Annotated in this window: 3 protein-coding genes; all 3 read left to right on the top strand. The window is 41.6% G+C overall.

Annotation, left to right across the window (positions count from 1 at the left end; translation table 11 throughout):
* Positions 1-41: 41 nt before the first annotated feature.
* Genes ACUXV0_RS00365 through ACUXV0_RS00375 form a run of 3 tightly spaced genes read left to right on the top strand, consistent with a single transcriptional unit; the run spans position 42 to position 15181 of the window.
* On the top strand, positions 42-6038 hold the full coding sequence (locus ACUXV0_RS00365; protein WP_446191067.1) for a hypothetical protein: 5997 nt from the start codon (positions 42-44) through the stop codon (positions 6036-6038).
* Positions 6039-6076: 38 nt separating this feature from the next.
* Complete coding sequence (locus ACUXV0_RS00370; protein ID WP_446191068.1) at positions 6077-7714, top strand: hypothetical protein; 1638 nt, start codon at positions 6077-6079, stop codon at positions 7712-7714.
* Positions 7715-15181, top strand: coding sequence for a hypothetical protein (locus tag ACUXV0_RS00375; protein WP_446191069.1), 7467 nt, complete (start codon positions 7715-7717; stop codon positions 15179-15181).

The following is a 15181-nucleotide window of genomic DNA, read 5'->3' on the forward strand; positions in this document are numbered from 1 at the left end:
TGCTTAGGTCTAACTTGCGGTCACTTTCGACATGTGACTGCATGTATAGCCATAAAAACATTTTATTTCTTCTAATCACTATCTTTTGCCCGATCTTACTTTTTGCATCGGAAAGAAGTACAGAATTAACCGTTGAAGTAGCTCCACCAGTAATTTCTGGTGGAGGCGATTTTTGTCGAAATGAGAATCCGTCAGCCACATTAACTGCCTCCAACTGTACGGGAACAATTACCTGGTCCAATACAAGTACGGGAAATGAAATTACTGTTTTCAGCTCTGGAAGTTATACAGCAACCTGTACTGTTGGTGAGGAAACCTCTGCACCTTCAAATAGTATTGAGGTCAATTTTATGGAGAGTACCTACCCACCCGAGATTGAGGCGGATGGACCCACCACGTTCTGCGAAGGTGGAAGTGTAAATTTAAGACAGCTCCCAGGAAGTAATAGTTACTGTTCAGGTACTTTAACATGGAACAATGGAAGTACAGACTTATCAATTCCGATTACTGCCTCAGGTATTTACTATGCCACATGTACCGTAGATGGTTGCTCATCAGATGTCTCAAATTCTATTCAAGTAACTGTCAATTCTATTCCGGAGGCCCCAACAGTGAGTGGAGGAGGAGAGTTTTGTGAAATAACACAAAACACGGCTACATTAACAGCATCGGGATGTACCTCAGGAACCATCAAATGGAGTAATGGAAGCACAGGAAGTTCTATAGATGTGAGTAATAATGGTACCTATCATGCAGTTTGCGAGGAGAATGGATGTACTTCAGTAAACTCAAACTCTGTCAATGTGCGATTTGACAGACAGCCTTTTACTCCTGAAATAGAAGCAGGAGGGCCTACAACTTTCTGTGAGGGAGGCAGTGTAGAACTCAGTCAAGCTCCTAGTAATAGCTACTGTGGTGCCACTTTGACCTGGAATAACGGAGCTACGGGAGATCCAATAACTGTTTCTGACGGCGGTTTGTACTACGCTACCTGTGTAGATGGTGCTTGTACCTCAGATATTTCAAATACAATTCAGGTTATAGTAAACGCAATACCTGAGGCCCCAACAGTGAGTGGAGGAGGGGAGTTTTGTGAAGCAACTCAAAATACGGCAACATTAACAGCGTCTGGATGTACCTCAGGAACTATCAAATGGAGTAATGGAGGCACAGGAAGTTCTATAGATGTGAGTAACAATGGTACCTATCATGCAGTTTGCGAGGAGAATGGATGTACTTCAGTAAACTCAAACTCTGTCAATGTGAGATTTGACAGACAGCCTTTTACTCCGGAAATAGAGGCTGCAGGACCAACAACCTTCTGCGAGGGAGGGAGTGTAGAACTGAGGCAAGCTCTCAGTAATAGTTACTGTGGTGCTACTTTGACATGGAATAACGGAGCTACGGGAGAGCCGTTAAGTGTTTCTGATGCCGATATTTATTATGCAACTTGTGTAGATGGTGCTTGTACATCAGATATTTCAAATACCATACAGGTTACGGTCAATGAGATTCCGAATGCACCGAGTATTAGTGGTGGTGGGAATTTCTGTAGTCCTACTTCATCGACCACACTAACAGCCACTGGCTGTAGTGGCACTGTTACTTGGAGTGATGCCCAAACAGGTTCTTCAATAGTAGTCAATACAGCAGGTACCTATACAGCCACTTGTACAGTTAACGGCTGTACTTCAGTTAATTCTGTATCAGAAGTAGTGAATTTCCTTACCACTCCAGGTGCACCGATGGTTGAAGCAGTTGGTAGTACAACTTTCTGTGAAGGAGAACAGGTCACCCTGCAATTATCCACTTCTTCGCCATCATGTGGAGGGACCATTGAGTGGAGTAATGGACAAACAGGTAATTCTATTATTGTCACATCCGCGGGAGCATATAGTGCAGTATGTAAAGAAACATACTGTTCTTCTGGAAACAGTAATTCTATTGACGTGACTGTCAATTCTATTCCAGACGCACCAAGTATTTCAGGTGGAGGAAACTTCTGTAGTCCTACCACTTCAACAACATTAACCGCCAGCGGCTGTTCAGGAATTATCACTTGGAATACGACTCAGACGGGGTCTTCCATTATTGTCAATACGTCAGGTACTTATTCAGCTACCTGTACCGTAAATGGATGTACTTCTGATGTTTCAAGTTCTGTAAGTGTAGGATTTTACACCACACCAGACGCTCCTGTAATAGAGGCTAACGGTAGTACATCTTTTTGCCAAGGCAACCAAGTGACACTTCAAGTAGCGAGCACTTCTCCAAGCTGCGGTGGTACTATTGAATGGAGTGATGGACAAACCGGAAGTTCAATTACGGTTGATGCTTCAGGGTCTTATTCAGCCATTTGTAAAGAGACATATTGCACTTCTAGCTCTAGCAACTCCATAGACATTACTGTTAGTCCAAAACCAAACGCACCAAGTATCACAGGTGGAGGAAATTTCTGTAGTCCTACTACATCAACAACTTTAACCGCCAGTGGCTGTACAGGAACTATCACTTGGAATACGACTCAGACGGGGTCTTCCATCATTGTCAATACGTCAGGAACTTATTCAGCTACCTGTACCGTAAATGGCTGTACCTCTGACGTTTCAGGTTCTGTAAACGTAGGGTTTTACACTACACCCGATGCTCCTGTCATCGAGGCCACTAGTAGTACATCTTTTTGTCAAGGCAATCAAGTGACACTTCAAGTAGCAAGCACTTCTCCAAGCTGCGTAGGGACTATTGAGTGGAGTAATGGACAAACCGTAAATTCAATTACAGTTGATGCTTCAGGTTCTTATTCTGCTATTTGTAAAGAGACCTATTGCTCTTCTAGTTCTAGCAATTCCATAGATATTACCGTCAGCCCCAAACCAAATCCACCGAGTATCACAGGTGGAGGAAACTTTTGTAGTCCAACCAATTCAACAACCTTAACCGCCAGCGGCTGTACAGGAACTGTCACTTGGAATACGACTCAAACGGGTCCTTCTATTATTGTCAATACTTCGGGTTCGTATTCAGCTACCTGTACCGTAAATGGCTGTACTTCTGATGTTTCAGGTTCTGTAAGCGTAGGATTTTACACCACACCTGATGCTCCAGTCATTGAGGCTACCGGTAGTACATCTTTTTGCAAAGGCAATCAAGTGACACTTCAAGTAGCAAGCTCTTCACCAAGCTGCGGAGGGACTATTGAATGGAGTAATGGACAAACCGGAAGTTCTATTACAGTTGATGCTTCAGGGTCATATTCTGCAATTTGTAAGGAGACGTATTGCTCTTCGGGCAATAGTAACTCTATAGATATTACCGTCAGTCCCAAACCAAATGCACCAAGTATCACAGGTGGAGGAAACTTCTGTAGTCCGACGACTTCGACGATCTTAACCGCCACTGGTTGTAGTGGTACTGTTACTTGGAGTGATACTCAAACAGGTTCTTCAATTGTGGTCAATACAGCAGGAACCTATACGGCCACGTGTGCCGTAAATGGCTGTACCTCTGACGTTTCAGGTTCTGTAAACGTAGGATTTTACACCACACCCGATGCTCCTGTCATCGAGGCTACCGGTAGTACATCTTTTTGCCAAGGCAATCAGGTCACGTTGCAAGTAGCAAGCTCTTCTCCAAGCTGCGGAGGGACTATTGAGTGGAGTAATGGTCAAACCGGAAATTCCATTACTGTTGATGCTTCAGGGTCTTATTCGGCCATTTGTAGGGAGACGTATTGCTCTTCTGGTACTAGCAATACCATACAAACGACAATTACAGGAGAGATTGTTTATGAAAGCAAAATTGAGAATGTCACTTGCTGGGCTGGTCATGATGGCAGCCTGGAGATTCTTCCAAGTGGTGGTGTAGGTTCTTCCTACCAAATAAGTTGGTCAGATTCACCTTCATCTTCCTTCAAAAGGACTGATCTTCTACGTGGAACCTATTCATTTGAAATCAAAGATGATGGCGGTTGTTTGAGTACCGGTGAATTAAGTATTACCGAGCCAGTACAGCCCAATGCATCCATAGAAGTGACACCTTTTGTATGTCATAATGACTTTAACGGTATGATTAAGGTGAATGCCTCTGGTGGAACTGGACGGTATTACGCTCAATTTGGAGATAATACTCCAGTCCTCTTTGAGGCACCCAATCAGACAACTATCTCTGTAAATCAAGCCGGAGTTTTCGACCTGAAAATCACCGATATCAATAATTGTTTTGTTGAGGAATTTGTGGACTTAGAATTCACAAACTCTGATTACCTGTACTTTGAGATTGAGAAAACTAACCCAAAAAGTTTTGATAGCAATGATGGCAGCATACGGGCCAGCATTGTAGGGGGATCAAAACCATATAAATCCATACGATGGGCAGATGCTTCAGGGCAGGATTTGTCGACTTTTACTACTACTGAATTGGTCGCGGATCCTGCTTGGAGTTTCCTTGGAGGAATGAAAGATGGGAGGTTTACGGTAACTCTGGAAGATCAGACGGGTTGTTTAATATCAGAAACTATCGAACTGGAATCTCCGCAGCCTCTAATCTTTTCGTACAGCACCACCCAGGTAGTATGTTATGGAGATAGTTCAGGAAGTATCACCACTAATGTTAAGGGTGGTGTAAAATTTACAGAAGGGGATGAATACAAATATACCTGGTATAAGATCGACTCTTTTGGAGGGCTTTCTCTGATTAGCAATAATCCGGGCAGCCTCAATAATCTTAAATCAGGTCAGTACTATCTGGAGGTTGAAGATAAAAATGGAGTTAAAACAGGACAAAATATAGAGGTTCAATCCAGAAGGGAACTAACCATAGGGTTACTCGAGAAAGTCGATAATTATTGTTCTGGAAATCCGGTTGGCGTTCTCAAAGTGGGAACAAGTGGAGGTACGGCACCTTATAATGTTTTATGGGATGATGGGAACACTAACCTTGAACGTGAAGGGCTAGCAGCTGGAAACTATACCTTGAAAGTACAAGATGAAGCTGGCTGCACTGTTGATAGTACTTTCAACATTAAAAACGAAGGAACACCTTTAAATGCTTTGCTTCTGGCAAGTCAAACTTCTTGTCATGACAGCTGTGATGGTCAATACTTTACAGAAATTACCGGAGGTGTTGAGCCGTATCATATTGAGTGGACCACATTCCCAGACTCGACAGACAAATTCACTATTGGTGGTTTATGCGGCTTTACGAGTAGTAGAATTATTGTAACCGATGATTTGGGCTGCAGTGTAGAATCCTCAGAAAGAGTAGTCACAGTCCCTGAACCAGTAAGACTTTACACTTTTGACCAGGAAGTATGTCCCTCAGATTTTACTTTGAATGGTGAAACCTCTTGGGCCGTTGACTATTTATGGGTTTTTCCTGATGGCTCTGAAGCCACAGATCCTGTAATTACAGGAAAAGGCACCGGAGTCTACACACTCACAGCTACCAGCTTTAAGGGCTGTTCTGATACAGAAAGTATCTTAGTGGAACCGCTGGAAGGTTTTGATCCATATTTTGCTGGGCCTTCCTCCGCAACTATAGACGAGCCAGTTGCTTTCGTTAATATTTCTGATCCTTATTCTGAGACAGTAAGCTGGGATTTGCCTGCCGGAGCCACTATCATCAGTTCTGAACCTGAGAAATTGGTGCTTCAGTTTGAGTCATCGGGTACTTTAAGTTTGATAGCCAATGTGACATATGGCGACTGCTCATTCCCCGTTGAGAAGGTTATCGAAATTACAAACGAAGATGAACCTTCCGGCATACAGCCTTTCCGAGCTGACTTATCACCAACTTTCATTTTGATGGAGAATCCGGTAAACGACGGGGATATCCACCTTAAACCCAATGCTCCAGATGCAGAATCTTATACTCTGGAGCTCTTTGATCTTGCAAGTGGGATTTCGGTTTTTGAGAAAGAATATAGTGCAGAGGTAAAGGATGTTCACCTTGAGGCTAATGGCCTTTTGACAGACAAAACCTATGCTCTGATTATCTGGAATAAGAATGGTACTTCAGCCAAAAAAGTCATTATCAGATGACGAGATTGATCTACATATCATCCCTTGTGCTTTGTTCAATGGCTTCTTTTGCACAGCAAATTGATTTTAACAGCCTAACCACTAAAGATTTCAAACCTAGACTCAATGGCGGTTTAAGTTTGACCAGCAGTTACACAAACAATATAAATTTTGGCAAGCCATTTAATTACTTCATATCTGGTTCTATGGTACTTTCCATGAACCAGATATCTGTACCTGTCACTGTCAATTTCTCCGATCGGAAATTCTCTTTTAGTCAGGCCTACTCATATAATCAATTTAGCATCAACCCTAGTTATAAATGGATTAACAGCCAGATAGGGACGGCGTACACTACTTTCTCAAACTATTCTCTTAACGGGCATCAGTTTAATGGAGCAGCTTTGGAATTAACTCCGGAAAATTGGAAAATTTCTCTGATGGCTGGTCGTCTGCTAAAAGCTACGGCTACAGATACCATCACAGGTCCTTCATACAATAGAAATGGATTAGGCATAAAGGTAACGCATAGGTTGAATGAACAAATTAGCCTGGGTACGAGCCTTTTTTATGCTGAAGATAAGGCCTCAAGTCTGGCTGAATCTGATCGCTTTTTTGTGGATCAGCCTGTAAATCCGGAAAAGAATATGGTAGTCGGTCTTGAAACTATTATCAGGCCTGTTAAATCGCTGGAGCTGAAGGCTGAATACCATAATAGCTTGCTTGATATTCAAAACTCAGACACTCTTTCGCCAAGGTCTGCCGGAGGGCTGGGTTCTATATTTCTAAAAGAGAGTGCATCTGCTATTTCTAAAGATGCGGTAAAGTTAGGTGCCAGTATCCGGTTACCCGATGGTCGCTCACTGCTGGGAGTGGCCTACGAAAAAGTAGATCCTGATTATAGAACGCTTGGCGGTTATTATTACGTTAATGATCTGATCAATTACACCTTGAACTTTTCAAGCTCAATATGGCAGAATAAACTAACGCTTCAGGCCAATGGAGGTTTCCAAAGAGATGATATTGAAAATGAAAAAGCAACTTCCCAAAATAGATGGGTGGGAGCCTTGAATTTGAATGCCCGGCCAAATGAAAAACTTTCCATTGGTTTGAATTATTCGAATTTCAGGTCATACATGTTCGTCAGAGATATTTATCAGGAGATTACCAGAGTTCCTGGTCAGCCCATTGACAGTCTTGATTATTCTCAGATTTCTCAAAACCTCAATGTCAATACCACCTATATACTTTCCTCCACAGAAGAAAACAGACACTCTATCAGCTGGAATGCCAGTCACTTGAATTCTTCTGGAATAAATGGCGGGGTAAATCAAAGTGAGAATAAGATATTCAATACTAGTCTGAGCTATGGATGGTTTCAAAACGACTCTAAGACCAACATCAACTGCTTTTACAGCCTGAATTCTAACTCCATGTCTGAGTTAAATACCCTGGCTCACGGGCCTGGAATAGGGGTTTCTAAAGGTTTTTCAGAGAAGTTGAGTCTCAATTTCTCTGGTACGCTATTATTATCAAGGACGCCGGAGAATGAGGGTCTAACGGTGTATAACCTTAGGGCTAATTTGAGCTACAGTCCACTCAACAAGCATTCCATCAATCTGATTTCCGGATTGATTAATAATGGAATTAGTAACAGTTATTTCAATTCAAACCTCAGCTACAAAATCAATTTTTAGATGAGACAGAAGCAGCTATATATCGTATTACTTCTGCTGATAGGCCTCAGTCAATCTCTTTTGGGTCAGCTGGTGCGTCATCCGGTAGAGGCCACCATCATTCAGAAAGCTCCTTATCCTATCTACCTGTCAGATTACGCCAATCCCTCGCAGGATAATTTCTCAATACAGCTAAGAGTTAATGATAATACTCTACCTCAAAGAAGGGTTTTTCTGAAGCTTTACATTCAGGGTCCAGGCATAGCGGTAAAGAGTGTTGATTTGGTAAGAGATGAATCTGTTATTCAGCTCTCTGCCGGGCAGGTTTTTGACTTGCCTTCAGATCTGGTTGCTAATTATTTTCAACCTCATAATTTACAGATTTCGGCAAGCCAATACGCTGAAAACCTACCTGAGGGTACCTATCAATTTGGGCTGCAGGTCATTGACGCCATAACAGGAAACCCACTTTCAGAAGTACAAATGGCTGCTCCGGTTTGGGTAACCATCAATGAGCCACCCGTGTGGGTAGTGCCTTCAAATAACGCCTTGATAGAACCTCAAAACCCTCTCTCTGTTAATTTTAATTGGGCTCCCAGACATAAAAACGTTAGCGATGTTAGCTATGAGTTTTCCCTGGTAGAGCTAAACGTACCGCTGGGGTATACAGGTAATATTCAGAATCTGTTTTTGGCTCAGCCACCAATCTTTACTACCACTACCTCGGCTGTCTCTTTGAATTATAACTATTCTATGCCTCCTCTTCTTGAAGGCAAAATATACGCCTACAGAGTTCAGGCTAAGGCCAAAAGTGGTTTTCGTGAAATTGGTGTTTTTAGAAATCATGGATTCAGCGAAATTCAATGGTTTAGGTATACCGGAGATATTAGCCCCATCACCTTTAGCCAAGCCATCAGGCCGAATTTGAATGATATTCAAGTGAGTTGGGATAAAGACGATGGACATCAATCTTACACACTTAATTATAAATATAAAGATGATCTAAGCTGGCAAAGCGTATTACTTGACGCCGCTGCTTATCCGGGTGATTCCGCTTCATATGTGTTCAAAGATGCCTATGAGGGAGCCTACGAGTTCAATGTGATCGCCCACAGTAAACTTTTTTATCAATCAGATTTTCAGACACCTCCATTTTATCTTATCGATTCATTGTCTGACCCATATAACCTGAAAGCACGCTGGGCAGACTCCATTAGTGCTATCCTGCAATGGGATGGTAGCCAGGCTCATAAAAACTTTGATATTGAGTTTAGAAATAGTCATGAAGATAAGTGGAGAACATTTAGATATCCTTCTTTTCAAGACTATGAGGCAAGCGAAGAATATTATAGCTTCCTGGCAGTAGTTCCCTCTTTAAGTCAAGATTCCAGCTATTCATTTAGAATCAGAGCCTATGATAATCAGGGTCAGCAGTCGCTATCTTCAGAGAATTATATCAGAAAGAAGAAAGAAGAGGATGAAATTCTGAAACTCAAAGAAAAGGTCATTACCGGAAACCTGAAATGGACGTTTTTATTTCAAGAGCAGCTGGCAGGAGCCATCTCTGGAAATGCTCAGAAGGAGTGGGGCAGAAGCTTATCAAGATCGGAAGTTTTCCTACATGAAAATATTCTGGATAGCGATGTAAAACACCCATTGGGAGAGGTAAGCATCAAGGTTTTTGCAGATTCAGCTCATAATTTTTTACTGAAAAGTATCCGGACAAATGAGTTTGGAGGATTTAGGATTCCTATGCCTGCCGAAGGATTAATGGGGGCCGACTTACCTCCTGTGGTTTTTCTTGAAATGAGTCATCCTATTTTGGGTAAGCACCAGTTAGAGGTAGAAACTGACTTTGAGGATGAGTTTGATCTGAACGAATGGATCATACCCGTCAGCACTTATCGATTGGTTCCCAAACTATCCTCGGCTATAGATGAGTTCTTCTCCCCTGAGCGACATAAGATTTCTATCTATAGACCTGTTCAGGATATTGCAAATTTTCCTTTTTTGGCATTTGAAAATTTCAATTCAGGAGCACTTAGTAAGTCTGAAATTAACAGACAAGAGTATCACAAAATTGCGGAGGTGATGCCTGGCCAATCTGTAAACGGCCTTTTTTATCATCCTGCTAAAATAGGACAAAAGCTATTGATTAAAATCGAAGGGCCTAGTCCTTACCGGGATAAGTTGATACCCGTTCATGTTGATGCTAAGACTGGTGTTTTTGAAGTTACAGTTCCTCTAAACCAATATCGATCTTCTCCATATGTTTTTGGCGAAGTGCGTTTTACAGGTTCAAAACGTCTAAGTTTTTCAGATTTAAGAGTCGAGTTGAATTCGTCAGGAGTAAGTCTCGGCTCGGCCAAGATAACCAATGAAGGGAAGTTCAATATGAATTTCCCGTATCAGCATGTTTTAGATCAAAGCCCTTTTGAACTCACACTTTGGAATGGCTCCAAAAAGGTAAAAGAACAATCCTTCTTGCCTTCGCAGGAAGAACTCGGGACCAGAGTTGATTTCTCTTTGGAAAATCAAAAGACCACCGGGGTGGTGGTTCGTTTGATGAATGAAGAAGACGAGCCCTTAAAAAACGTCACTACTGTGGTCAATGGTAGATCTTACAAATCTGATATTAATGGTTGGCTGGCGTTTTCGGCTCCTAGCGATCAAAAAGCCACTTTGCGTATCATTAGAAAAGGATATCCGGATAGTTTCCATAGTATTGACGTCATAACCAGTGTAGCTGCAGAGGAGATCTTGACCTGGCCAAATTGGCATTCTTTAATTGGCAAAAATTTGAAAACTGCCTTGGATGCCTACTCCCGTTTATATGGCAATGAGACTGTTCCGGAGCAGTCAAGGGAGTTGCTGGCAAGGAACCTGAGGAGTTTGTTTATCTCAAGTATTACCAATTCAAGCTTTGATGCCTATGATGGTATGATGGCTGTCAGAATTCTGGATAAAACTACACCTCATGCCTTTCGCCTAATTGTGAATGTAAGAGATAAAGATACTGGCCGTGGTATTCGTGGAATGGAACTGGTAGAGAATGGTTTAGACGCTCTGGGCTCTACCAATGATAATGGACAGATAATCATTGATTCTTATATCAACCGAGAGCATCAGACATACACTTTGATCCCAACTGATCGTTCTGTTCAGCGGGTAGGAGAGGAGTATCCTGAGCATAGCTTCAGTTATCGTTATCCGGATTTAAATTCTTCAAAAAGAAAAGATGTCATCAACATCGAATTGGAGTCTGGATCCAGGGTTTCCGGTATTGTCTACAAAATGGGAACCACCACGCCTATTCCAAACGCGAAGGTCAATATCGAGTTTCCGGGCGTTGATACTTACGTTTACACAGATAGCAAAGGAGAGTATGTTTATCGATTCAAAAATACAGTAGAAGAGAATTTCTTGACCTTGACAGCTACAGCTCCAGAGTTCAAAAAAAGAACAGTTTATATGGCGGCCTCCAGCACATACGGACTGAACTATAAACGTGATATTTATCTCAAGCCAGGTCCTGTAACAGAAGGTTTAAAAGAAACTGAAGACGGGATAGAATATGAATTTGATCTTAAAGTTTTTGGCTTTCCTGTGATCAAGATCAAAGAAATCAATAATGGGGTTTACACCGCCAAAGAAATGGTGGACGTGATCAAGCAGAATTATCCTAGAACTTTTGCATGGGGCATATCCGGGACGTTTGAAGACCTGGATGGCCAGACCTACGATTTTGAGGATATGGGCCTTATTCTGAGTTATACCAAAGTGGGTAATAAAGTCTATTTAAGAACCTCAGGATATGGAAAGCATGTAACTTCAGCGGACTATAAAAAAGTTGGTTACAGTCTGGTGAATAGCGGAGAGCTGAAGTATATGAAAGAGCTTCCTATTGATAAAGCGGAGCCTTTATACGTCTATACGCTGAATAGTCGGACAGATCCTCGATTTTGGAATGGCGTTATTTACACAGAAAAGTTTAAGCTGAATAGAAGTCTATTAACGCCTGAACTCAGGTACGTTTATGACAACCATGAAACAGAGTATTTTTCTACCTGGAATATATCTTTTCAAACGCTTTTTGCCGGAATTAAATTAAAGTATCCGTCTCAAAGTACGTCTGTTGGTTCTTATCCTTTGGTTTACAGTTATGACACGGAGCCTATTAAAGAGATTCTGTTTCATGCAGCCAATGATCATTCAGACGGCAATAAAGCTCTCTTAGATCTCAAAGGATATTATTCTAAACCTGCAGATAGTCAAAAAATAAACGAGGTAAGCAAAAAAAGAAACTCAGTAGGAAGGGCATTAGATATGAACACCTTCTATTGGAACAATACCGTTTTTCAGTCCTTATCGATTTCAAATAAAGGTCCACAGATCAATAAGGTTATTGTCATGCCTTTGATGAGTATTTCTAATATTCATATTGATCTCATGAATATTCCGTTTGTCAGGCTTTCAGATCATAAAATCGCAGAGGTACTTATAGACTACTCCATGTCTCCTCGTAAACTTTCTATGGGTGAAGATGTGGTTAAAGCACAAATAGAAGAAGTATACGTAGAAGAGGATGGAGTTGATATTGTTTACTTTACCAATAACGGGGGGAATGTAATTAAACCTACATCGCCTAATATGACTGAGGTCAATTATAACGCAAATGGTATTTTCTACTCCGATTATAAAAACCAGAAAGAGATTGTACAGACAGCCGCTGTTTTGAATGAGGTGGAGATGATGAAAATACCTAAACCAGCGATGGGCCCGGGTTACAGGATCAAAATTACAGCTTCGGAGTCAGATGGAATATCTACAGGAAGCTTATGGAATGTTATGGATTCTGCTCCTAAGTACGCTTCCTTAACAAATCACTTTAGCCCTTTGAAAATAGCTGGTGATCCTACCCTAAAAATGGAAGGAGATGCCACTTTTGAGATATCACCTCATGACCTTACTGTAGAATGGAAGTACAATGAAACTTCGCGAAAGTGGGATATGAAGTTAAAGTCCTGGACAGATATTTCACCCCCATTTGGCGGAATTATACCTCCTTTGGCCTTTGAAGGAAATGCCGACTTCAAGGAAGGGACTGTAGCAGATACCAGCGGAACAGGTAATACAAGTACTATTGCTATCGCAGATGTGAAGGGCTCTATGGATACAACCTCAAAATTGAAAATAACCTATGGTGTCAATATTCCTTTGGTTAGCAATTTTGAAATGGAAGCAACCGCCACCTGGAATTCTGATTCGCTCAGATTTGACAGAGACGAAATAAGTAAAAAGGTAACCATCACCATTCCTACAGTAGCTGAAATAGGGATATCATCAAACCTCTTTTTTAACTCAAAAAATGAAGTTAACGGCCTGGCATTGAATATCAGAGGACAGTCCGACTTATTAGGTTATGGATTTTCAGGTACAGGGGGCTATGTGTGCGTAGAAAGTGGTTCCAGCTGTGATGCTATCTGGGGTTTTGCCCTGAAACTAGAGGGTGAGCAGGTAGTTGCTAATACAACGAAAACTACTACTACAACCACCAATAACAGTGGTCAAACGGTTCTGGGCAAAACGAAGAAACAATCAATGTTTACGCTATACTCGGCCAATTTCGGATTTATATATGACGGGAAGGCAGATGCAGTCTTTATTCAGCTAGGTGCTTCAATGGGTTTAGGAAAAGAGGCAAGGCTTGATGCCGGAGTAAAGGACTTTGGCGGGAATGATTTAGATAAACCCAAAAAGCTGAAGGAAGAGAAAAAGAAGCTTGAAGAAAAGAACGTCGAATTAAGTAGAAAGAAAGACGACACAGATACGAAGATCTCTACCGCCACAACCAAAGTATCGAATAAGGAAACTAATAAGGCTAACAAGGATGCTGAATTTACTAGCTCCAAAGGAGCTTATCAGGCAAAAAAGAACGAGTTAAAAAATGCTGATGCCAAAGATGTTCCTAAGCTTACTGCACAGTTAGCTCAAGCTAAACTTGACTTGGAGAAGAAGAGGCTGGCTAAAAATGCGGCGAAGAACGAACTCAAGGCAGCAAAAAAAGAAAAAAAGGATCTTGAAGCTAAACGTGATAAAATTCAACAATCAATAACTGCTAATGAATCAAGAATTACGACGATTGGAGATGAGAATACAGGAGAATTAAACGGAGCCATAACGGACAGTACTACGATGGCTAAAAATGATCAGGCTCGTCAGTTAAGATACAAAAGAGTAAAGCCTATCACCAGTGATACTATCAGTGCTCAGCAAGACAAAGTTCAGAAGCTCGAAAATGATGGCGTTAGTGTAGGGAGGTTATCTAAATTTCAAGAGTTTAGCCTCGGTCAGCTATTTGGGGTTATGGACCAAAGAGATCCGTTTACTCCAAGAGAGCATCCTCTAACAATTTCTGATGCCGAAGTAACCATAACCATTGGTAAAAAAGGGTCTACTTTCACTGGAGCTGGTAGAATAGGCCTAAGTGGTACCCCCCTTGTAGATGCTGCATTTTTACTTTCGTTTAAGGGTAATGAAGCAGGGGAAGAAAACAACTGGCGTGTCTTCTTTGCCATGCCTAATTTTTACAGACCATCTGTGGAGTTTGCCCCTATGCTGAGAGATGTTTCGGCAAATCTGCAGTTTGATTTCGGGAATACCTTTGACAAGGCAGCGAATAAAGAAATTCCAAACTTCCTGATTATGGGTGGGCTGAGTTCTGACATAGAAATCACCCCGATTGTCTATGTGAAAGCCAATGCACGATTGCTTTTTGCCATTCAGGCAGAAACCGACTCCGAAACACTGGCAAATACCACTCAGGTGGGAGGGAACACCCTTTCTGCTACAGCTCAGTCCTTTGTGAAAATGATGGGTAGTTCATTCAATGATATTGCTGGTCAGGCATTAGCTCAGAGAAAAGCATTCTACTCTGCTGTTTCTCCTGATTATTTAGATGCCAATAATAAATTCACAGGAATATACATTGGGGTCAAATGTGCCGTCATGTTTGGGATCAATAAAGCCATTGACAATAAACTTATTGGAGGTTCGGCGAGGCTTGGAATTGGGGCAGAAGTAGGAGCAAGTTTCTTGGGTTCCTTCTCAACAGGTTCCTGGGATATCAGGGCTAGTTTTGCTCCGGTATTGGATATCGGCCTAGTTATGCGAAGTCCGTTAGATATGACCATTATTGATGCTACTTTCAATGATCTCATGAAGGTCTGCATTGCTGGTGGTTATAATTCCTCCAAAAATGACTGGTATTTTAAGTTTCTTTGGAATATCATCAAGTTGGATCAATTGATTGGTTTTAATCCGACCGGAGGTGAAGTGAAGTGTAATCAATATGGTTTTGTATTCATTAGGCCATGTTTGCTTGTTTATCTGAAATATGACTCAGAAGCAGCAGAACAATGGAAGATAGAGGCCACAGGAGATTTGGCTGAGGACCCTGGTCAGGATGTTTGTCCTATAGAATGGTAA

This window comes from Jiulongibacter sp. NS-SX5, from assembly GCF_052828545.1.